This window comes from Azospirillaceae bacterium (assembly GCA_028283825.1).
Classification (GTDB): domain Bacteria; phylum Pseudomonadota; class Alphaproteobacteria; order Azospirillales; family Azospirillaceae; genus Nitrospirillum.
In genome coordinates, this window is sequence record JAPWJW010000003.1 from 1,943,694 (window position 1) to 1,964,132 (window position 20,439).

Genomic DNA, 20,439 nt, shown 5'->3' on the forward strand with positions numbered 1-20,439 from the left:
GCTCCCTTATGTTGCACCGCGATTGTGCGATGCAACATTATGGGAAACGGTCCCGGGCGTCCACCGGCGAAGTCGCCGCCGAGCCTCGATCGAAAGGCGCAAGCGCCGCCGGCCCCCACCCACGAGGGCAAGGCCGGCGGCAGGAAGGTCAGCCCATTGCGGCGGCCAGGCCGGCCGCCAGGTCGTCGCGCAGATCGTCCGCATCCTCCAGCCCCACCGACAGGCGCAGGGTGCCGGGGCCAATGCCCACGGCGGCCTTTTCCTCGTCGTTCAGGCGCTGGTGGGTGGTGGTGGCGTTGTGGGTGATCAGGCTTTTGGCATCGCCCAGGTTGTTGGAGATCTTGATGATCTTCAGGGCGTTCAGCAGGCGGAAGGCGGCGGCCTTGCCACCCTTCACATCCAGGGTGATGGTGGTGCCGCCGGCGCTCATCTGCCGCATGGCCAGCTCATGCTGCGGATGGCTGCGCAGGCCGGGGTACAGCACGCGGTCCACCGCCGCATGGGATTCCAGGAATTCCGCCAGGATCTGGGCCGAAGCCGACTGTGTCGCGACGCGCAGTTCCAGCGTTTCCAGGCCCTTCAGCAGCACCCAGGCGTTGAAGGGGCTCATGGCCGGGCCGGTATGGCGCAGCACGGGGGCGATCAGGGCCGCCACCTCGTCATCACACAGCACAGCACCGCCCAGGCAACGGCCCTGGCCATCGATGTGCTTGGTCGCGGAATAGACGACGAGGTCGGCGCCCATCTCCTTGGGCCGCTGCAGCACCGGGGTGGCGAAGACATTGTCCACCACCACGCGGGCGCCGGCCTTGTGCGCCAGTTCCGCCACGGCGGCCACGTCCACCACCTGCATGGTGGGGTTGCTGGGGCTTTCCAGGAAGACGACCGCCGCCGGCGTGGACAGGGCCTCTTCCCACTGCTTCAGGTCGGTGCCATCCACCAGGGTGCATTGGATGCCGTAGCGCGGCGCCAGATCCTTGACGATATAAAGGCAGGAGCCGAACAGCGCGTGCGGCGCCACCACCCGGTCGCCGGCCTTCAGCAGGCCCATCACCGCCAGGTTGACGGCGGCCATGCCGCTGGCCGTGGCGATACAGCGGGGAAAGCCCTCATACCCGGCCAGCCGTTCCTCGAACATGGCGACGGTGGGGTTGCGGAAACGGGAGTAGACGAAACGCGATCCGTCGTTGACGAAAGCGGCCTCCGCCTCCTCCGCACTGCCGTAGATGAAGCCGGAGGTCAGGAACAGGGCCTCGGACGTTTCCTCGAACCCGCTGCGGCGGGTGCCGCCGTGCACCAGTTGGGTGCGGGGGCGGAAGGACTTGCTGGAAGGGTTTTCAGGCGTCTGGCCCATGGCCGTCACTCCGATCATAAGGCAACCGCGACCGGCGAAGGGCGGCGGCATGGTCGGTGTACCTTATGTACGGCCCGACCTTTTAGCAGCTTGTTTAACGTGGTCTGCAAGCCGGTCAGCAAATCACCACGGGGTCACGGCACCGGTTTTAGGCCCGGCCGAGGGCCAGCGTCAACACCACCCATTGTCATGGCGACAATGCCGGGCGGCATGCTCCGGATGGCGCTTTGCCTTGGTTTCAGCGCCGGCCATGGCCCCTGGGCCGTAATGCCCGGTTGCCGCCCGCCCGCTTCCGTGCTAGTCCCGCGCGCGTCACATCCGCCATCGCGGAATAGCTGATTTGCTTTTACCGGGAGTCCCAGACCAATGTCCGACGAGACCAGCCTGAACGGTACCGGCGCTGCCGGCAATGGCGCCGAACCCAGCCAGGGCGGCATGCTTCCGCTGGTGGTCAATGCCCAGTACGTCCGGGACCTGTCGTTCGAGAACCCGAACGCCCCCGCCAGCCTGATGAACGCCCAGCAGCCCAAGGTGGACCTGCAGGTCGACGTCCAGGCCCGCAATGTGGGCGAGAACGTGCATGAGGTGGCGCTGAACATCCGCGCCGAGGCCAGCCATGAGGGCCGCACCGCCTTCATCGTGGAACTGTCCTATGCCGGCATCTTCTCCATGCCGCCGATGCCGCTGGACCAGACCCGCGCCGTCCTGCTGATCGAAGCGCCGCGCCTGCTGTTCCCCTTCGCCCGTTCCATCGTGTCCGACGCCGTGCGCGACGGCGGCTTCCCGCCGCTGATGCTGCAGCCGCTGGACTTCGTCGACCTGTACCGCCGCCAGGTGCTGGCCGCCGAGAACCCGGAAAACATGGCGCAGGCTTGATGCCATGTCCTCAGGCGCCGGTGCCGCCATCCGGCGGCTTGTATCTTCCCAATCTGCGTAAAGTAGCGCCGTCACGGGCTGGGGCATGCCCCAGCCCGTGATCCGACCGGAAGACCGTTCCAACGGCGGGAAGTTCCGGCTCCGTAGCCAAGCAAGGCTCTCCGGTCGGCCCCTTCATTAGCCCGAACAGTTGCACGGGGTCGCCGCCCCGCATGCGCAAGGCTGGGAGTATGAAGATGGCGCAGAACGACTCTATCATCGCCCTGGATGTCAGCAAGGACCGTCTCGACGGCTTCGACGATGAAACCGGGGATGTCTTCCAAATTGAGAATTCCCCGGCTGGCTACGTGGCTTTGCGGCAACGCTGCCGGAAACGCACCGTGCAGATCGTCATGGAGGCCAGCGGTGGCTATGAACGGCCCGTCGCTCAGACCATGGTGAAGGCCGAGATCCCAGTTCGGATCGTCGACCCCCGCAAGGTTCGCTACTACGCCAAAGCTTCCGGTCGTTGGGCCAAGAATGATCGGCTCGACGCCCGCATGATCGCAGCCTATGCCAAGGCGATCAAAGGGGAAGACCACAAGCCGGACAAAGACCGGGAAGCGTTGGCTGAGCTGACAACATACCGCCGCCAATTGCTTGAGGATCGGACCACGATCACCAACCAGGCCAGACGGCTGGAGAACGCCGAACTGCGCCGACATGGCCAAGCGACGATTGAAATCCATCGCCCTTCAGATCGTCCTGGTCGATAAGCGCATCGCCAGCCACATCGCCGCCTCGGAGGTCTTGAAGACCAAGAACAAATTCCTCCGCTCCATCCCCGCCATAGGCCCTGTCTTCGCAAGTACCGCGCTGGCCCATATGCCCGAACTGGGCGCCCTTACACGCCAACAGGCTGCCGCCCTCGCCGGCGTCGCACCCATGGACAATCAAAGCGGAAAACGCGACGGGCCCCGGAGCATCTACGGCGGAAGACCCGCCGTCCGTAACGTTCTCTACATGGCCGCCGTCGTCGCCAGCCGCCACAACCCACCCCTGGCCGCCTTCTACAAAAAGCTCATCGCCGCCGGCAAAAAGCCCAAGGTCGCTCTCACCGCACTCATGCGGAAAATCATCGTCCTCGCAAACTCAATCCTCAGGCAACAGCGCGAATACGATCCGGCTCACGCCTCATGAAGACAGTTGCTTGGCTGTCCTCAGTTTCCAGTCCGCTACGCTCCCCAGAAACTTCCGGCGGCCCCAGTCGGGGCCTAGGTCGTAACCGGGCAGAAGAAATCACCGCCCGGCGCACCTGCTCCGGGCGGTTTTCTTTTCGGATTTTGGTAGAGATCCGGCGATCAGCCGGCGGCGGCAGCCCGGATCAGGCCATCGACGGTGACGGCATCGGCGCCGGCCGGAATGGCGACACGCGGCAGAACGGTTTCCAGCTTGTCCAGCGTCTCAGCGGGGGCTGCCACCACCTGCCAGGCGGCATCATTGGACTTCAGGGCGGCCTGCGCCTCACGCGGGGTGGCGGCCAGGGTCACCTCCAGACCCAATGTCTCCAGCGCACCAGCCAGGCGGGCGGTCGCCCCGCCCACCAGCAGCACCCGGATCTCATCCGACCGGGACTTGGCGCGGGGCACGCTGGCCACCAGTTGCCGCGCCTCTTCCGCCGCGGCCAGGATGCGGGATGCGAATTCCCGCTCTGTCCCGCCTTCGGGCAGATCGCCGGCCAGCATGGTGGAATAGCCGTGGATGGCGGTCAGCAGGTTGTTCAGGTCGTGCAGGAAGGTCGGAGGAACGACGCGCCCGTCGGCAGGCCCGGCCATCAGCTGGCGATGCCCATCTCCACCGCGCGCATCACCGCCTGGGTGCGGTTCTTGGCCCCCAGCTTGCGGCAGATACCCCGCACATGCAGCTTCACCGTCACCTCTTCCAACTCCAGCGAGCGGGCGATTTCCTTGTTGGAACGGCCCTGGAGCAGATAGTCCAGCACCTCGCGCTCACGCCGGGTGAAGCTGGCGCCGTCGGCCGTGTCGCCGGTGTTGAGGTCGGCCGGAACGAAACGTTCGCCGGACAGCATGGTCTGGATGGCGGACAGCAGGTCCGTGGCGCTCAGGGTCTTGGGCAGGAAACCCACCGCCCCCCGGGCGAAGGCGCCCCGGATCTCATCCGGCCGGGCCAGGCCCGACATCAGCGCCACCTTGAGGGCGGGAAATTCCTGGCGTACCCGCTGAAGGCCGTCCAGGCCGTTCATTCCCGGCATGCGCAGGTCCAGGATCAGCAGGTCGATCCCCTTGTCCTGGCGCAGGCCGGTCACGGCTTCATCCACGCTGGCGGCCCCTACGACGACCGCACCCGGCGCCTGCCTCTCAATGTGAGAGGACAACGCGTCGCGGACCAGACCATGATCGTCGGCAATCAGTAAGCGCATGTGAGGCGACCCCCCGCGGTTGCTCTATCCAAAAGGATAGACCAATAAGCCCTGCTATTTGAATCTTTTTTCTGCTTCGACAAGGGCTTGCCAAGCGGAATTTTGATGATAGGTGCAGTTATCGGGAACCAATTATTAGGAAAAATGATCACACCCACAACGCGGTATGATTGTGGGTGAAATCGCATTCACCATCGAACTGATTTTTTTATTGGAAGAAGTTTGGGCGCCGTCGCGTAGCAACGGCGCCCACCAAACTACGGCTGTATGGACTCTTACTGGTTCATGCTCTCGAAGAATTCCGAATTCTGTTTGCTCTGCTTCAGCTTGTCGATCAGGAACTCGACGGCGTCGGTGGCGCCCATGGGGTTCAGGATGCGGCGCAGGATCCACATCTTGGCCATAGTACCCTTTTCGACCAGCAATTCTTCCTTACGGGTGCCGGACTTCTGGATATCGATCGACGGGAAGACACGCTTATCGGACAGCTTGCGATCCAGGATGATTTCCGAGTTGCCGGTGCCCTTGAACTCTTCGAAGATCACCTCGTCCATGCGCGAACCGGTATCGATCAGCGCGGTGGCGATGATGGTCAGGCTGCCACCTTCCTCAATGTTGCGGGCGGCACCGAAGAAACGCTTGGGACGCTGCAGGGCGTTGGCGTCCACACCACCGGTCAGCACCTTGCCCGAAGACGGCACAACCGTGTTGTAGGCGCGCGCCAGGCGGGTGATGCTGTCCAGCAGGATGACCACGTCGCGCTTGTGCTCTACCAGGCGCTTGGCCTTTTCCAGCACCATCTCCGTCACCTGGACGTGGCGGGTCGCCGGTTCGTCGAAGGTGGAGCTGATGACCTCGCCCCGCACCGAGCGGGCCATGTCCGTCACTTCTTCCGGACGCTCATCGATCAGCAGGACGATGAGGTAGACCTCGGGATGGTTGGTGGCGATGGAATGGGCGATGTTCTGCAGCATCACCGTCTTGCCGGTGCGCGGCGGCGCCACGATCAGGGCGCGCTGGCCCTTGCCCAGGGGGGCCACCAGGTCGATGACCCGGGTGGTCATGTCCTTCTTGTTGCGGACCGGATCCTCGATCTCCAGCTTCAACCGCTCCTCAGGATAGAGCGGGGTCAGGTTGTCGAAGTTGATGCGGTGACGCACCTTTTCCGGATGGTCGAAGTTGATGGAATTGACCTTGAGCAGCGCGAAATAGCGCTCACCGTCCTTGGGCGACCGGATCTGGCCTTCCACCGTGTCGCCGGTGCGCAGGCCGAAGCGGCGCACCTGGCTGGGGCTGACATAGATGTCGTCGGGGCCGGGCAGGTAGTTGGATTCGGGCGAGCGCAGGAAGCCGAAGCCGTCCTGCAGAACCTCCAGCACGCCCTCGCCGTAGATCGGCACGTCGTTTTCGGCCAACTGCTTCAGGATGGCGAACATCATGTCCTGCTTGCGCAGGGTGCCCGCGTTTTCGATCTGCAGCTCTTCCGCGAACGCCAGCAATTCGGCAGGCGACTTAGCCTTCAACTCTTGGAGATTCATCTTGGTCCTGTCGGGGGCCGGCCTATCGGTCGATGTGGACGACCGCCTCGGTCGTCCCCTGGAAAGTTGGGGCCCGGCCCTATGGAAAAGGGTCTGTGGGTGGGGGATGACACCGCCGGGGTAAAAAGACGACGATGCCGAAGTACTAAGGAGGAAATTGGGGAAAATGGCCACCCATCCCGGGGAGGGAGGGCGGGGATGCCTCACGAGCGGATCACCCGGTAACGGATGCGGCTCGGGATCATCCCGGCGTTATGGGCCTTGACCTGTTCAGGATTAGTACAGATGGCAAGGCCAAGTCAAAGCAAAAAACCCAAGGCCCCCGCGGCGATTTTGACCTAGGCCGGAAGAACCGCCCTGGGATGGCCCTGACCCGTGGAACTTTATCCGGCCCCGTCAGAATGGGCGGGTGATGACCAGGATGACGATCAGGATCATCATCAGGGCCGGCACCTCATTGGCGATACGGAAGAAGCGCGCGCCATGGGTGTTGCGATCCTCGGCGAAGGCACGGCGCCAGCGGGCCATGGCCATGTGCGCCACCGTCATCAGCACCACCAGCGTCAGCTTGGCGTGCAGCCAGCCAGCACCCTTCAGCAGGCCCGGATCCAGGCTGATCATGGTGATGCCGCAGGCCCAGGCCAGGATCATGGCCGGGTTCATGATGACGCGCAGCAGGCGCCGTTCCATGACCTTGAACGTCTCGGACTGGGCGGATCCCTTGGGCGCGTCGCAATGGTAGACGAACAGGCGCGGCAGGTAGAGCAAGCCGCTCATCCATGAGATGACGGCGATGACGTGGACCGCCTTGATCCAGAGGTACATGGGATGCGGGCCCCGCCCTGTTCAGTGATTGGCACCCTTATGCCCGTCAACCACCTTGGTCGGCAAGGCACTTGGCATTGCTGGCACAGGTCATGGGGCCGCCCGCCAGCGCCGTGCGCACCAGGCCGGCCAGGCCCTGGATGAAGGACGGTTCCACCCCCACGGCCGGCACGCGCACGAAATAGGGCACCCCGACCTGGCCCGCCAGGTGGCGATACTCGTGCTCGATCTCCACCAGGGTTTCGGAATGTTCGGAGACGAAGGCGATGGGCACCACCACCACCGGCACGCCGTCGCGGCCCGCCCGCCGGATCTCCTCATCCGTCGAGGGGCCGATCCACTTCATGGGGCCGACGCGGCTTTGGTAACAGCAGGCCCAATCCAGCCCCTCGATCCGCAGGGCCTGGACCACGGCCCGGGCCGTGCGCTCACACTGCGTTTGATAGGGGTCGCCGTCCTTGACCACCTTTTCCGGCAGGCCATGGGCGGAAAACAGGACGCGCGGCTTGCCATGGCCGGCGGCCTCCGCCACGCCCCAGCGGATCAGCTTGGCCGTGGCCGCCACGAAACCGGGTTCCTCCGGGTAGCAGCAGATGGCGCGGGTGGCCGCCCTCAACCCGGCCGCCTTGGCCGCCTGGTGCCAGTCCTTGAAGCTGGACGCGGTGGTGGTGGTGGAGAACTGGGGATAGAGGGGCAGCAGCACGACCTCGTCCGGTTCCCAATCCTTCACGTCGTGCGCCACCGCGTCGCTGAACGGATGCCAATAGCGCATGGAGACGAAGACTCGCACGGTGCCGGCGTCCCACAGCTGCTGTTCCAAAGCGTGGGCCTGGGCCAATGTGTTGGGCAACAGGGGGGAACCGCCGCCCAGGATGCGATAGATGCCCTGCGCCACCTTGTCCCGCCGGCCGGAGATCAGGCGGGCCACCAGCTGGCGGAACGGCGTGGGCAGGCGGATGATGGCCGGGTCGCGGAACAGGTTGTAGAGGAAGGGCCGCACCGCCTCCAGGCTGTCCGGGCCGCCCAGGTTGAACAGCACGACGGCGACGCGACGTGCCCCCTTGCGGGCGATCGGGCCAACGGGGGGCAGCGGTTCCAAGGGCAGCGGGCTCATGTCGGTCCGATGTCGGGAAGGTTCAGGTTCGCCGGATACGGAACCGGCGGCCGGATGGATCAGCCCTGATTTAAGGACGGCCAGCCGCGGATCAAGCCGGCCAGCTGCGCCACGTGCTCAGGGGGGGTCTGCTGCACGATGCCGTGGCCCAGGTTGAAGATGAAGGGCCCCTTACCCAGCGCGCGCAGGATGTCGGTCGCGGCGCGATCCAGCGCCTCGCCCCCGGCCACCAGGGCCAGGGGATCCAGGTTGCCCTGCACCGGCAGGCGGCTTTGCAGGCTGGATGCCGCCCAGTCCAGCGGGACGGAGGTGTCTAGGCTGACGGCATCGACACCCGTCTGCTCCGCATAAGCCAGGATATTGATGCCCGCCCCGCGCGGGAAGCCGATGACGGGGACCCCCGGATGCCTGTCCTTCAGGGCCCGCACGATGGCCCGGGTGGGGGCGATGGACCAGCGGGCGAACTCCGATGGCGCCAGGGCGCCGGCCCAGCTGTCGAACAGCTGGATGACTTCCGCCCCGGCGTCGATCTGGGCGGACAGGTGGGTGACGGTGGTATCGACCAGCAGGTCGATCAGGCGCTGAAAACCCGCCGGATCCCGGTAGGCCCAGCCCTTGGCGTGCAGGAACTCCTTGGAGCCCGCCCCCTCCACCATGTAGGTGGCGACCGTCCAGGGGCTGCCGGCGAAGCCGATGAGCGTCACCGGATCCGGCAGCGCCCCCCGGATGCGTTTCACCGCCTCATACACCGGCTGTGCGCGATCCAGCAGGTTCGCGACGACCAAGCGGTCCAGTCCCGCCTGGTCGCGGATGGGATCCAGGCGCGGTCCCTCGCCTTCCGCGAACCACACCTTTTGGCCCAGGGCATAAGGCAGGATCAGGATGTCGGAGAACAGGATGGCCGCATCCATGCCGTAGCGGCGGATGGGCTGCAAGGTCACCTCGGTCGCCAGTTCCGGGTTCAGGCACAGATCCAGGAAACCACCGGCCTGGGCCCTCACCTCCCGGTATTCCGGCAGGTAGCGGCCGGCCTGGCGCATCAGCCAGAAGGGCGGACGGTCCAGCGCCTCACGGTTCAAGGCGCGCAGCAGCAGGCGGTCCGGCTGGGTCTGAGGCAAGGACGGTCTCCAGAAGGCGGGGGCCACGGGATCCGGTGGCCGATCGGGTTTTCCCACAGACCCTCTTTCTACTCTGACCTTACTTAGAAAAGGAATGGTGGTGGTGGTTGGGCCTGTGGATAACGGTAATTCCATTTCATCCAGATTCCGTCCACAGCCTTTCGCGGGATCCCGCGTGGTGCTTTTGGATGTGAATGACGCTGTGGGGTTTTGGGCGCCGGCGCGCAGGTGCTATAGGAATTCACGGGTTGGTGGATCCTGGGGATAAGTGGGTGGCGAAGGACGTCGCCCTGGTTGTCCGAAGGGGTGCCGGCCTTTTGTCCAGATCCGCGTGACTGGTCGCATGGGATCCCGGCAAGCCTGTATCGTTTGACTGAGCGCCCGATTTCGGGGGACTTTTCCCGGGTTTTCCTATGGTTTTCCCCAGATTAAATTCACATTTTCAGCGCCGGAGGACGCGAGGCCCGTGCCCCAGACAGCCAAAGACAAGGAATTCCACCTGCACCTGGTGTCCGACGCCACGGGTGAGACCATCAACTCCGTCGCCCGGGCCTGCGTGTCGCAGTTCGACCATGTCGAACCGATCGAGCATTTCTGGAACCTGGTGCGGACCGAGCGGCAGCTGGACATGGTCATCGATGGCATCCGCGATAATCCCGGCCTGGTGATGTTCACCCTGGTGAACGAGCGGCTGCGCCGCCGTTTGCAGGAAACCTGCCGCGAGATCGGCATCCCCTGCGTGCCGGTGCTGGACCATCTGATCAATTCGCTGGCCGCCTTCCTGGGCCTGGAATCGCAAAGCCAGCCCGGCCGGCAGCACGCCCTGGACGCGGAGTACTTCAGCCGCATCGACGCCATGGACTTCGCCCTGGCCCATGACGACGGCCAGACCGCCTGGGAACTGCACCAGGCCGACGTCATCCTGGTGGGCGTGTCGCGCACGTCCAAGACGCCGACCTGCATCTACCTGGCCAACCGCGGCATCAAGGCGGCCAACATCCCCTTCGTGCCCGGCTGTCCCCTGCCGCCGGAGCTGGACCAGGTGTCCCGCCCCCTGGTGGTGGGCCTGACCAAGGACCCCGAGCGCCTGATCCAAATTCGCCGCAACCGCCTGAAGCTGCTGAACCAGGGGGATGAGACCAGCTACGTCGATCCCGAGCAGGTGCGGTCGGAACTGGCGGAGGCGCGCCGCCTGTACAGCCGCAAGGGCTGGGCCGTCATCGATGTCACCCGCCGGTCGATCGAAGAGACGGCGGCTGAAATCCTGATGCTGCTGGCCCGCCGCCGCCCGGCGGGGGCCGAGCCCATCAACCCGGTGGGCGAGCCGGTCGAAGGCCCGCGCCTGTCCCCCCACCCCCCCCATTCCGGAATGTGAGCGGCCTGAAGAATGTCGTCTGAAGTGTTGACGCCAATCCTGTCGTCCCAGCCCCTGGTGCTGGCATCCGGCAGCCAGACCCGGTTGGCCATGCTGCGCCAGGCCGGCCTGGAGGTGGTGGCCCACCGCCCCGGCGTGGATGAGGATGAGGTCAAGCTGTCGTGCAAGGCCGGCGGCCTGACGGTGGAGGAGACGGCCGAGGCCCTGGCCGAACTGAAGGCGTCCCGGGTCGCGTCCAAGGTGCCGGGCAACTACGTCCTGGGTGCCGACCAGATGCTGGAGTGCGAGGGCGCCTGGTTCGACAAGCCGGAGGACCGCGCCGGTGCCGCCGCCCAACTGCGGGCCTTGTCCGGCCGCACCCACCGTCTGGTGACCACCGCCGTGCTGTTCCACAACAACGCCCGCGTCTGGCACCAGACCGACCAGGCCAAGCTGACCATGCGGCCCTTGAGTGATGACTTCATCGAGCGTTACCTGGACGCCGCCGGCGATGCCGTGCTGACCTCCGTCGGCGGATACCAGCTGGAAGGCCTGGGCGCCCAGCTGTTCGCCCGCGTGGCCGGTGACCACTTCACCATCCTGGGCCTGCCCCTGCTGCCCCTGCTGGGTTTCCTGCGCGTGCGTGGCGTGCTGTCCACATAAGCAGCGCGCCAAATTTTCTAGGCCGCGATCGCGGCCGCCGGAGCATTCTGGGGAGCGTAGCGGACTGGAATGCGAGGATAAGCCAAGGGCGCGGATGCACCCGCCCGGCGCCTGAGGGAACATGAAAAAACTAACAGGTAAAGCCCGCGTCGCCGGGGTCATGGGCTGGCCGGTGGGCCACAGCCGCAGCCCGCGCCTGCACGGGCACTGGCTGGCGGAGTACGGCATCGACGGCGCCTATGTGCCCCTGGCCGTGCCGCCGGAGCGCATCGAGGAGGCCTTGCGCGCCCTGCCCGCCTTGGGCCTGGTGGGCTGCAACGTCACCGTCCCGCATAAGGAGGCGGCGTTCCGCACCGTGGATCGGGTGGACGCGACGGCGCAACGCATGGGGGCGGTCAACACCGTGATCGTCCATGCCGACGGATCGCTGGAAGGCCGCAATACCGACGGCTTCGGCTTCATCGAGAATCTGAAGGCCGGTGCGCCCGGCTGGGTGGCGGCCTCAGGTCCGGCGGTGGTGGTGGGCGCCGGTGGGGCCGCCCGTTCATTGGTGGTGGCCCTGGCCGATGCGGGCGTGCCGGAAGTGCGCCTGGTCAACCGCACGCACACCCGGGCGCGGGAATTGGTGGCCGATCTGGCCGAGGGCCTGCCCTGCCCCCTGGTGGCGGTGGCATGGGAGGATAGACACGATGCCCTGGCCGACGCCGGCCTGCTGGCCAACGCCACCACCCAGGGCATGACCGGCCATTCGCCATTGGATTTACACCTGGACCGCCTGGCGCCGGCGGCGGTGGTGACGGACATCGTTTATGCGCCGGTGCAGACGCCGTTGCTGGTGGACGGCGCGGCGCGCGGCCTTGTCACGGTGGATGGGCGCGGCATGCTGCTGCACCAGGGCCGGCCGGGGTTCGAGGCCTGGTTCGGCCGGGCGCCACAGGTGACCGAGGCGCTGTACCGCGCCGTGTTCGAGGACTGAGGGCCGTCCCATGATGGTGCTGGGTCTCACCGGGTCCATTGGCATGGGCAAGTCCACGGCGGCGGCCATGCTGCGCCGCCTGGGCTGCCCGGTGCACGACAGCGATGCCACCGTGCACCGCCTGTACGCCAAGGGCGGGGCGGCGGTGGCGGGCATCGCCCAGGCCTTCCCCGGCGTGGTGCGGGACGGTGCCGTGGACCGGCGCCTGCTGTCGGCCGAGGTGGTGGGCAATACCCCGGCGCTGCGGCGGCTGGAGGCCATTGTCCATCCCCTGGTGGCCCGGGCCCGTGACCGGTTCCTGCGCCGGGCGGCGGCATCCGGCGCCAAGGTGGCGGTGCTGGACGTGCCGCTGCTGTTCGAGACCGGCGGCCAGGTGTTCTGCGACCGGGTGGCGGTGGTGTCCGCCCCGGCCGGCCTGCAACGCGCCCGGGTGCTGGCGCGGCCGGATATGAACCCGGGCAAGCTGGCCGCCATCCTCAGCCGCCAGATGCCGGATGGGGAGAAGCGCCGCCGGGCGGATTTCGTCGTGCCCACCGGGCTCGGCCGTGCTGTGACCTTGCGGCGGCTGGCTGGTATCGTCACAGTGATGGCGGGTCAGCGCGGCCGGGTGTGGCCGCCCGCCGGCCCCCAGATACGGGGGCGTCGTCCCCTACCCCGCACGAAGTTCAGGTAAGCAGGTTGCCATGCGCGAAATCGTCCTCGATACCGAAACCACCGGCGTCCATGCGCTGGGCGGCGACCGGGTGGTGGAAATCGGCTGCGTGGAACTGCTGAACCACGTGGCCACCGGCAACAGCTGGCACGCCTATCTGAACCCGGAGCGCGACATGCCGGCGGAGGCGGAGGCGGTGCACGGCCTGTCGGCGGCCTTCCTGGCGGACAAGCCGGTGTTCGCGGCGGTGGCCGGCGACTTCCTGGATTTCATCCAGGACAGTCCGCTGATCATCCACAACGCCAGCTTCGACATGGCCTTCCTGAACGCGGAGTTCACGCGCCTGGGCATGAAGACCATGCCCATGTCCCGGTCGGTCGATACGGTGGTCATGGCGCGCAAGCGTTTCCCCGGCGCCCCGGCCAGCCTGGATGCCCTTTGCCGCCGCTTCGGCGTCGATAATTCCGGCCGCACCTACCACGGCGCGCTGCTGGACGCCGAATTGCTGGCTGAGGTCTACCTGGAACTGCTGGGCGGCCGGCAGCCTGACCTGGTGCTGGGTGCCGCACCCAAGGTGACGGACACCGGCCTGGTGGTGGTTGATGAGGCGCGCGTCCACCGCGCCCCCCGCCCCCACGCCGCCAGTGCCGAAGAACTGGAGGCCCACGCCGCCTTCATGAAGCAGATCAAGTCGCCGCTATGGCTGGCGGGCGATGAACCGGCGGCGGCTGGCGCCTGACCGGTGCTCAGCCTTCCGGCCAGAAATCTTCCGCCAGGGCTTGATTGAACGTCCAGGGGCACGGGTTGGGGAAGATTGTTTCCGGGTGTCCGGTTTCGGCCGACGCCTGACGGCGCGCGCGGCGGTAGGCCGCGGTGACGGCCTCTTCCAAATGGGATTTGAGGCTGGGGTTGTCGGCCAGGTGATCAGTCAGGTCGTCACGCGCGTTGGCGATGGACAGCCGCCAGGATGCCCCGCGATGGGTGGGCTGGAATTGCCACTTCAGCAAATGCAGCAGCAGGACGGTGAGGCGGCTGATGAGTTCGCGCTTCTCCGTCCGGCCCATGCTCTCGATCTCCTCCGCGATATGGGCCACGTCGGCGTCCGCCAGCTTGCCCGCGCGCAGCAAGGCCGCCTGCTCATTCGCCCAGGCATAGAAGTCCTGGTCGTAGAGGGAGTGTCGGGTGTCAGGCATGGTCCTGCCTCCGGATTCCGGTCGGGGAACGGACATCATTATAAACGCTTGCCTGAGCCCGTACAGCCTTACGGCAGCAAGACCGTGGACCCCGTCGTACGTCGGGCTTCCAGGGCGATGTGGGCCTGCGCCGCGTCCTTCAGGGCGAAGGTCTGGCGCACGTCGATCTTGACCTTGCCGGACAGGACGGCGGCGAACAGCTGGTTGGCGCTGTCGCGCAGTTCCTTGGTGGTGGCGACGTAGGCGCCCAGCGACGGCCGGGTCAGGAACAGCGAACCCTTGGTGTTCAGGACGCTGACGTCCACCGGGCCCACGGGGCCGGAGGCGTTGCCGAAGGTGACCATGGTGCCCAGACGCTGCAGGCAGTCCAGGCTTTTGTAGAAGGTATCCTTGCCGATGCTGTCATAGACCACCGGCACGCCCTGGCCGTCGGTGATCTCCTTCACCCGGGCGACGAAGTCTTCACGCGTGTAGATGATGGTGTGGTCGCAGCCGTTGGCGCGGGCCAGTTCCGCCTTCTCATCCGATCCCACCGTGCCGATGACGGTGGCGCCCATGGCCTTGGCCCATTGGCAGGCGATCAGCCCCACCCCGCCGGCGGCAGCATGGAACAGGATGGTCTGCCCCGGCTTCACCGGGAAGGTGCGGTGCAGCAGGTAATGGGCGGTCAGGCCCTGCAGCAGCATGGCGGCGGCCGTCTGGTCGTCGATGCCGTCGGGAATGCGGATCAGGCGGTCGGCCGGGAACAGCCGGGCCTCGGCATAACCGCCGGTGCCGCCGGTGCAATAGCCGACCCGGTCGCCGGGCTTGAAGTCGACAACGTCCGGTCCGACCGCCTCGACCACGCCGGCCGCCTCCATCCCCGGGATGAGGGGCAGCGGGTTCTTGTACAGGCCCGTACGCACGTACACGTCGATGTAGTTCAGCCCCACGGCCGTCTGGCGCAAGCGCACCTGGCCAGGGCCGGGCTCACCCACCGTCACCTCTTCCCACTTCATCACTTCCGGACCGCCGGTCTGGTGGATGCGGATGGCGTGGACCATGGTCAGGGCTCCTAAATAACAGGTGGGGTTCACAATCAGCGGAATGGCTCCAGGCCATTCCGCTGTAGGACGCGACCGCGTCCGCCGGAAGTTTCCGGGGAGCGAAGCGGACTGGAAACTGAGGAAGCCAAGCCGGCGGATGCCGGCGCCCGGCGCCTGAGGGAAAACAAAAACAACTCCGCCCGGCGCCTGAGGGAACGCGTTTAAGACAGAGTCTCTTTCAGGAAGGTCGCCGTCCGCTGGTTGGCCAGGTCGGCCGCCTTGGCGTCGTAATGATCACCACCCACGCGGGCGAAGGCGTGGTCCTGGTCGGCGTACAGGTATTGGGTGACCAGGTGGTTGCCTTCCACAGCGGCGTTCACCTTGGCCCGCACCTCGTCGGAGGAGAACTTGTCCTGGCCGGCGGTGTGCAGCAGCAGCGGCTTGGTGATGGCGGTGACTTCGCTGGCGCTGTTGTCCAGGCCGACGCCGTAATAGCTGACGTTGGCGTCGGCGTCCGACCGGGTGGCCATCAGGAAGGCCAGCTTGCCGCCCAGGCAATAACCCAGTGTGCCGACCTTGCGGCCGGTGGCCTCATGCTCCCGCAGGAATTCGACCGACGCGATCAGATCCTCCACGCCGCTGGCCTCGCTGAAGCCGTTGTACAGCTGGAAGGCGCGCTGCCATTCGGCCTCGGTCTTGTCGGTCAGTTGCACGCCCGGTTCCTGGCGCCAGAACAGATCGGGGCACAGCGCGGTGTAGCCCAGGGCGGCGTAATGGTCGCACAGCGCGCGCATGTTGGCGTTGACGCCGAAAATCTCCTGGATCAGCACCAGGCCCGGGCCCTTGCCACTGGGCGGAACGGCCAGGTAGGCGTCAAAGCTGCCGCCGTCGGTGGCTGCAATCGTCACGGTGGTCATGGCGCTACCCCTTTGATTTGGTTGTGGAATGCTTTTGGTTAAAAAACGCATCGTAGTCTATTAACCCGTCCCCCCCACATTAACCTTTAGGGTCGCCCCTGTCACGGTGACGAGCGTCACTGGGCGGAAGGGTTAGGCGCCAGCAGGTCGGCTAGGGCTTCCGGCGTGGTCACCGGCAGGGAACACCGCATCTGCTGACAGACATAAGCGGTGGCGCGGCCATCCACCATGGTTTTGCCCGCGGCGGGATGCGGTTCGGGCAGGTTCTGGCCCGGCGCCAGGCGGCTGACCACCAGTACGGGCCGGGCGTGGGCGCGGATGACGGCGTTGAAGGGCTCCAGGTCATCCCCCTCGCCCACCAGCACGACGTGCACGCCGGCCAGCAGCAGTTCCGCCATGTTGAGGTATGTCGCCAGCGGGAAGAAGTTGCGGCCCAGTTCGCCGGAGAAGGCGGACATCAGCGTGTCGGCTTGCGCGCGATAGCGGTCCTGCCCCGTCAGCAGCCACAGGCGGGTCAGGTTGCCCAGCTGGGTGCCGTTGCCGGCGGGCACGGCGTTGTCATGGGCGTGGCGCGGGCGGATGGGCAGGTCGCCGATATCGTCGGCGGTGATGAAATAGCCACCGTCGACCTGGTCCCAGAAATGGTGGTCCAGCGTCGCGCTCCACCGGACGGCCTGGTCCAGGAAGGCAGCATCCCCGGTGATCTCATGCAGGGTCAGGGCGGCCTTGGCCATGTTGGCATAGTCTTCCAGCAGGCCGGCATGGCGGGCGCGGCCGCCCCGCCCGCTGTGGAACAGCCGGTCCAGGCCATCGGCCCCGGTGGTCCTCAAGCTGGTGACGATCATGCCGAAGGCGTCGATCGCCGCCTCGATCCAGGTGGGCTGTTCGAAGACGAAACCGGCGCGGGCCAGCGCCGCGATCATCAGGCCATTCCAGTCGGCCAGCACCTTGTCGTCCCAGGCGGGCCGGATGCGCAGTGCGCGGGCGCGCAGCAGGCGGGCGCGGGCATGGGCCAGCCGCCCTTCCTCCGCCACACCGTCGGCCGTGTCCAGCTTCAGGGGCGTGCGCCGGTTCAGGATGGTGTGGCCTTCCCAGTTGCCCAGGTCGGTCACGTCATAGTGGGCGCAGAACAGGTCGGCGTCGTCGCCCAGCAGGCGTTCCACCTCCGCCTTGGTCCAGACGTAGAAGCGACCCTCCTCCCCCTCGCTGTCGGCATCCAGGGTGGCGCCGAAGGCGCCGCCGGGCACCTTCATCTCCGTCAGCAGCCAGCCCACGGTTTCGCGCACGCGGACTTCCAGCAGGGGGTCGTGGGTGCCCTGCCAGACCTGGGTCATCAACGCCAGCAGCTGGGCGTTGTCGTACAGCATCTTCTCGAAATGCGGGACCAGCCACTGTTCGTCGGTGGAATAGCGGGCGAAGCCGCCGGCCAGATGGTCGTAGATGCCGCCATTGGCCATATGGGTCAGGGTGGTGATCACGGCGTCGCGGTGGTCGGTCTGGCCGGTGCGCAGCCAGGCCCGCCACAGCAGGTCGAAAATGCTGGGCTGGGGAAACTTGGGCGCGCCATTAATGCCGCCCAGGAAGGGATCGACCTCGCGCACCAGCCGGTCGGCCACGGCGTCCAGTGCTGGAAGGGTGACCGCACCCCCCGGCTTGCCTTCCGACAGGCGGGCCAGGGCATCGCCCAGGGCCTTGACGTTGCGGCCCACCTTGGCGGGGTCCTGGGCATAGGTCTCGGCCACGCCGCGCAGCACGTCGGGGAAACCCGGCCGGCCATAGCGGGTGCTTGGCGGGAAATAGGTGCCGCCCCAGAAGGGGTCGCCCTTGGGCGTCAGGAACATGGTCAGCGGCCAGCCGCCCTGTTGCCCCAGCAGGGACAGGGCCTGCTGGTAGACCTGGTCCACGTCGGGCCGTTCCTCCCGATCCACCTTGATGTTGACGAACAGGTCGTTCATCAGCCCGGCGATCTCGGGGTTCTCGAAACTCTCATGCGCCATGACGTGGCACCAGTGGCAGGCGGCGTAGCCCACGGACAGCAGGACGGGCTTGTCCGCCGCGTCGGCTTCGGCGAACGCCTCCGGCCCCCAGGCGCGCCAGTGCACCGGGTTGTCCTTGTGCTGCAGCAGGTAGGGGCTGGTCTCATTTCCCAGCTGGTTTTCCGCCGCGTTGTCGGAACCGGATGCCGATGCCACCATAATCCACGCCCATCTCATTGAAACTTCGGGTGCCACTTTGCCCCCACTGTAGCCTCCGCTACAGTGAAGGTCAGAAAAAAGAGGCGTTATTCCGGGCGTATACACCTGTTAGCGCGCCGGGGCGCCCTGTTAGGCACAAAACGGAACAGGAAGGCTGGCCGCCCATGAAGATCACCGTCGACATTGATTGCACGCCTGAGGAAGCCCGTGCTTTCCTGGGCCTGCCCGATGTGAAGCCCATGCAGGACGCCTTGATGCAGCAGATGCAGGACCGCATCAGCGCCAACCTATCCGCCATGGATCCGGACGCCCTGCTGAAGACCTGGCTGCCTGTGGGCATCCAGGGGTTTGAGCAGCTGCAGAAAATGATGTGGAACCAGATGACCTCCGCCATGGGCGGGGGCAAGGATGCCAAGTGACTGATCCCGCGCTGTATTTCGACCGTCACGTCTTCTTTTGCACCAATGAGCGGCCGGACGGCCACCCCCGTGGCTGCTGCAAGGCCAAGGGGGCGGAGGCTTTGCGCGACCGCATGAAGTCGGGGGCCAAGGAGGCCGGCCTGGGCAAAAAGGTGCGGGTCAATTCCGCCGGCTGCCTGGACCGCTGTGAACTGGGGCCGACGCTGGTGATCTATCCGGAGGGCGTCTGGTACACCTGCCCCACCGAGGCCGATGTGGATGAGATCGTGCAGAAGCATCTGGTGGAAGGCGGGCGGGTCGACCGCCTGATGCTGCACCCTGATGAGAAGGTGCCGGCCCACCGTGCCCGCAAGGCCGCCGCGCCCGATTGAGCCCCTTACAGAAAATCCCATGTCCATTTCATCCCTGTTCGCCCTGGACACCATCTTCGCCCTGGCGTCCGCCCCCGGGCGGGGTGGTGTCCAGGTCATCCGCATTTCCGGCCCCGGCGCCGGCCCTGCCCTGTCCGCCCTGATGGGCAAGCCCCTGCCCAGCCCGCGCCGGGCCGCGCTGGCCCGCCTGCGCAATGGCGCCAGCGAGGTGTTCGACCAGGCGCTGGTGTTGTGGTTCCCCGCCCCCGGCAGTTTCACCGGCGAGGACGTGGCCGAACTGCATCTGCATGGCGGCCGCGCCGTCCTGGCCGCTGCCAGCGAGGCGCTGACGGCGCTGGGTTTGCGGGTGGCGGAGCCAGGAGAATTCAGCCGCCGCGCGTTTGAGGCCGGCAAGCTGGACCTGACGGAAGCCGAGGCCATCGCCGACCTGGTGGATGCCGAGACGGCGGCGCAGCGGCGCCAGGCCTTGCGCCAGATGGATGGCGCCCTGGGCGCATTGTACGAGGGCTGGCGCCATCGCCTGGTGCGGGCGCTGGCGCACCTTGAGGCCGATATCGACTTCCCCGATGAGGACCTGCCCCAGGGCGTCGCCCCGGCGGTGGTGCCCGTCCTGACTGGCCTGATCGATGAGATCGGCGCCCATCTGGCCGATGGTCATCGCGGCGAGCGCCTGCGGGACGGTTTCTCCATCGCTATCCTGGGCGCCCCCAACGCCGGCAAGTCCAGCCTGCTGAACGCCCTGGCGCGGCGGGAGGCGGCCATCGTTTCCTCCACCGCCGGCACGACCCGCGACGTGATCGAGGTGCACCTGGATTTGGGGGGCTTCCCCGTCATCCTGGCCGATACCGCCGGCCTGCGCGACGCCGCCGACGAGATTGAGCGTGAGGGTATTCGCCGGGCGTTGGCCCGGGCGGAAAAGGCCGACCTGAAACTGCTGGTGCTGGATTGTTCCACGTGGAACATCGGCGATGCGGCGGCCGGCACGCTGGCCCTGGCCGACGGTGACGCGCTGGTGGTGTTGAACAAGCGCGATCTGTGCGGCGCGGTGCCGGAGGCGGTTGGCGGTCACCCCGCGTTGGCCGTGTCGGCCGCCACCGGCGATGGTCTGGCGGAATTGGTGGCAGCCTTGCAGGCGGCGGTGGAGCAGCGTTTGGCGCCGGGGGCCGCGCCCTCCCTCACCCGTGCCCGGCATCGCCAGGCGTTGGAGGAATGCCAGCTGAGCTTGCGCCGGGCGCTGGCGGCCGACCTGCCGGAACTGGCGGCGGAAGACGCGCGTCTTGCGGCCCGCGCGTTGGGACGCATCACCGGCCGTGTTGATGTTGAGGATCTGTTGGACGTGATTTTCCGCGATTTCTGTATCGGGAAATGAGGGCTCGTTTCCACCCGATGTTTCACGTGAAACATCGGGGTCCAAATCATGGCCGGCATCC

At 66.5% G+C, this 20,439-nt stretch carries 22 protein-coding genes and 1 riboswitch; of the genes, 11 read left to right on the forward strand and 11 right to left on the reverse strand.

Translation table 11 applies throughout. From position 1 onward, the window contains the following. Positions 1 to 148: 148 nt before the first annotated feature. On the reverse strand, positions 149 to 1,354 hold the full coding sequence (gene metZ / locus PW843_20785; GenBank protein MDE1149011.1) for an O-succinylhomoserine sulfhydrylase: 1,206 nt from the start codon (positions 1,352 to 1,354) through the stop codon (positions 149 to 151). A 62-nt stretch (positions 1,355 to 1,416) separates the two neighbouring features. Beyond that, a riboswitch (SAM riboswitch) is annotated at positions 1,417 to 1,494 on the reverse strand. A 295-nt stretch (positions 1,495 to 1,789) separates the two neighbouring features. Here metZ and secB point away from each other — a divergent pair. The 3 genes from secB (at position 1,790) to PW843_20800 (ending at position 3,409) form a co-directional block, all read left to right on the forward strand. After that, complete coding sequence (gene secB, locus PW843_20790; protein ID MDE1149012.1) at positions 1,790 to 2,230, forward strand: protein-export chaperone SecB; 441 nt, start codon at positions 1,790 to 1,792, stop codon at positions 2,228 to 2,230. 236 nt (positions 2,231 to 2,466) lie between these two features. Further along, a complete protein-coding gene (locus PW843_20795) occupies positions 2,467 to 2,985 on the forward strand; it encodes a transposase (GenBank protein MDE1149013.1) in 519 nt (172 codons plus the stop codon). Then, complete coding sequence (locus PW843_20800; protein ID MDE1149014.1) at positions 2,948 to 3,409, forward strand: transposase; 462 nt, start codon at positions 2,948 to 2,950, stop codon at positions 3,407 to 3,409. Before PW843_20795 ends, PW843_20800 begins: the two co-directional genes overlap by 38 nt. Before the next feature lie 161 nt (positions 3,410 to 3,570). Here the strand turns inward: PW843_20800 and PW843_20805 are convergent, their stop codons facing one another. The 6 genes from PW843_20805 to hemE form a co-directional block, all read right to left on the reverse strand. Then, complete coding sequence (locus tag PW843_20805; protein MDE1149015.1) at positions 3,571 to 4,044, reverse strand: hypothetical protein; 474 nt, start codon at positions 4,042 to 4,044, stop codon at positions 3,571 to 3,573. Further along, entirely contained in the window at positions 4,044 to 4,649 is a 606-nt protein-coding gene (locus PW843_20810; protein MDE1149016.1) for a response regulator transcription factor, read from the reverse strand. The genes PW843_20805 and PW843_20810 overlap by 1 nt, the downstream gene beginning before the upstream one ends. A 275-nt stretch (positions 4,650 to 4,924) precedes the next feature. Continuing rightward, positions 4,925 to 6,187, reverse strand: coding sequence for a transcription termination factor Rho (gene rho / locus PW843_20815; GenBank protein MDE1149017.1), 1,263 nt, complete (start codon positions 6,185 to 6,187; stop codon positions 4,925 to 4,927). Positions 6,188 to 6,583: 396 nt separating this feature from the next. Then, positions 6,584 to 7,012: a protoporphyrinogen oxidase HemJ gene (hemJ, locus tag PW843_20820; protein ID MDE1149018.1), complete on the reverse strand. Its 429-nt coding sequence runs from the start codon at positions 7,010 to 7,012 to the stop codon at positions 6,584 to 6,586. A 46-nt stretch (positions 7,013 to 7,058) separates the two neighbouring features. Next, the gene (gene hemH, locus PW843_20825) at positions 7,059 to 8,111 is read right to left on the reverse strand and encodes a ferrochelatase (protein MDE1149019.1); all 1,053 of its coding nucleotides are present in this window, start codon (positions 8,109 to 8,111) and stop codon (positions 7,059 to 7,061) included. 74 nt (positions 8,112 to 8,185) lie between these two features. Beyond that, complete coding sequence (gene hemE, locus PW843_20830; GenBank protein ID MDE1149020.1) at positions 8,186 to 9,244, reverse strand: uroporphyrinogen decarboxylase; 1,059 nt, start codon at positions 9,242 to 9,244, stop codon at positions 8,186 to 8,188. Positions 9,245 to 9,710: 466 nt separating this feature from the next. On the opposite strand from hemE, the gene PW843_20835 reads away from it, so the two are divergent. From PW843_20835 to dnaQ, 5 genes are all read left to right on the forward strand, one after another. Beyond that, entirely contained in the window at positions 9,711 to 10,619 is a 909-nt protein-coding gene (locus PW843_20835) for a kinase/pyrophosphorylase (protein MDE1149021.1), read from the forward strand. 27 nt (positions 10,620 to 10,646) lie between these two features. Beyond that, positions 10,647 to 11,261 (forward strand): Maf family protein, encoded by a 615-nt coding sequence (locus PW843_20840; protein ID MDE1149022.1) that lies wholly within the window; start codon positions 10,647 to 10,649, stop codon positions 11,259 to 11,261. Between the two features lie 121 nt (positions 11,262 to 11,382). Further along, entirely contained in the window at positions 11,383 to 12,237 is an 855-nt protein-coding gene (locus tag PW843_20845) for a shikimate dehydrogenase (protein MDE1149023.1), read from the forward strand. A gap of 10 nt (positions 12,238 to 12,247) precedes the next feature. After that, entirely contained in the window at positions 12,248 to 12,910 is a 663-nt protein-coding gene (coaE, locus tag PW843_20850; GenBank protein ID MDE1149024.1) for a dephospho-CoA kinase, read from the forward strand. A gap of 10 nt (positions 12,911 to 12,920) precedes the next feature. Next, the gene (gene dnaQ / locus PW843_20855; GenBank protein MDE1149025.1) at positions 12,921 to 13,628 is read left to right on the forward strand and encodes a DNA polymerase III subunit epsilon; all 708 of its coding nucleotides are present in this window, start codon (positions 12,921 to 12,923) and stop codon (positions 13,626 to 13,628) included. A gap of 7 nt (positions 13,629 to 13,635) precedes the next feature. On the opposite strand, the gene PW843_20860 is transcribed toward dnaQ, so the two are convergent. From PW843_20860 to PW843_20875, 4 genes are all read right to left on the reverse strand, one after another. Continuing rightward, positions 13,636 to 14,082, reverse strand: a complete 447-nt coding sequence (locus tag PW843_20860; GenBank protein ID MDE1149026.1) for a DUF29 domain-containing protein — start codon at positions 14,080 to 14,082, stop codon at positions 13,636 to 13,638. Between the two features lie 68 nt (positions 14,083 to 14,150). Continuing rightward, positions 14,151 to 15,125: a quinone oxidoreductase gene (locus tag PW843_20865; protein MDE1149027.1), complete on the reverse strand. Its 975-nt coding sequence runs from the start codon at positions 15,123 to 15,125 to the stop codon at positions 14,151 to 14,153. A 203-nt stretch (positions 15,126 to 15,328) separates the two neighbouring features. Then, complete coding sequence (locus PW843_20870; protein ID MDE1149028.1) at positions 15,329 to 16,024, reverse strand: dienelactone hydrolase family protein; 696 nt, start codon at positions 16,022 to 16,024, stop codon at positions 15,329 to 15,331. Between the two features lie 116 nt (positions 16,025 to 16,140). Further along, positions 16,141 to 18,219, reverse strand: a complete 2,079-nt coding sequence (locus PW843_20875) for a thioredoxin domain-containing protein (GenBank protein MDE1149029.1) — start codon at positions 18,217 to 18,219, stop codon at positions 16,141 to 16,143. 164 nt (positions 18,220 to 18,383) lie between these two features. Here PW843_20875 and PW843_20880 point away from each other — a divergent pair, with 164 nt between their 5' ends. The 3 genes from PW843_20880 to mnmE are packed head-to-tail and all read left to right on the forward strand — an operon-like array spanning position 18,384 to position 20,378. Next, positions 18,384 to 18,638: a DUF6489 family protein gene (locus PW843_20880; GenBank protein ID MDE1149030.1), complete on the forward strand. Its 255-nt coding sequence runs from the start codon at positions 18,384 to 18,386 to the stop codon at positions 18,636 to 18,638. Next, positions 18,635 to 19,009 carry a (2Fe-2S) ferredoxin domain-containing protein gene (locus PW843_20885; GenBank protein ID MDE1149031.1) on the forward strand — a complete coding sequence of 125 codons (375 nt, stop codon included), beginning with the start codon at positions 18,635 to 18,637 and terminating at the stop codon, positions 19,007 to 19,009. The genes PW843_20880 and PW843_20885 overlap by 4 nt, the downstream gene beginning before the upstream one ends. A gap of 19 nt (positions 19,010 to 19,028) precedes the next feature. After that, entirely contained in the window at positions 19,029 to 20,378 is a 1,350-nt protein-coding gene (mnmE, locus tag PW843_20890; GenBank protein ID MDE1149032.1) for a tRNA uridine-5-carboxymethylaminomethyl(34) synthesis GTPase MnmE, read from the forward strand. The last annotated feature ends 61 nt before the right edge of the window (positions 20,379 to 20,439 follow it).